The sequence below is a fragment of the Paraburkholderia sp. BCC1885 genome (genome assembly GCF_900996235.1).
Lineage (GTDB): Bacteria > Pseudomonadota > Gammaproteobacteria > Burkholderiales > Burkholderiaceae > Paraburkholderia.
In genome coordinates this window covers 1-456 of sequence record NZ_CAAJGM010000148.1, presented here as the reverse complement: position 1 = coordinate 456, position 456 = coordinate 1, and the positions used below count along the sequence as shown (strand labels likewise).

Annotated in this window: 1 protein-coding gene; it reads left to right on the top strand. The window is 62.7% G+C overall.

The annotated features are described in order from the left end of the window. Positions 1-355 (top strand): MerR family transcriptional regulator (locus FQ755_RS14975; RefSeq protein ID WP_144155450.1); only part of this gene is annotated, 355 nt, incomplete at its 5' end. Positions 356-456 lie beyond the last annotated feature (101 nt).

Genomic DNA, 456 nt, shown 5'->3' with positions numbered 1-456 from the left:
CGCGAAGCGCGACTGCACGATCGGTGAGGTCAGCGAGTTGTGCGGCGTGAAGCCTCATGTGCTGCGCTACTGGGAACAGGAGTTTACGCAGCTGCGTCCGGTCAAGCGTCGCGGCAACCGGCGTTATTACCAGCACCACGAGGTGCTGTTGATCCGGCGAATTCGCGAACTGCTGTACGAGCAGGGCTTCACCATCAATGGCGCGCGCAACCGGCTCGATTCGCATGGTTCCGATCGCGGCATGCCGACCGAGCAGGAAGAGATGTTTCCGGCCGCGTCGGCCGGGCAAGCGGTGGATGTCGACCAACTGCGGCGCGCTTTGCTCGACGTGATCGACGTGCTGGAGCGCAAGTAGGCGGCATCGTCGCCGTGCATGCAGGATCTTGTGAAAAAGCCCGCCAGGCTTGTTGCCTGGCGGGCTTTTTTCATCGTCGCGAAGCCGATAGGCAGCGGCGT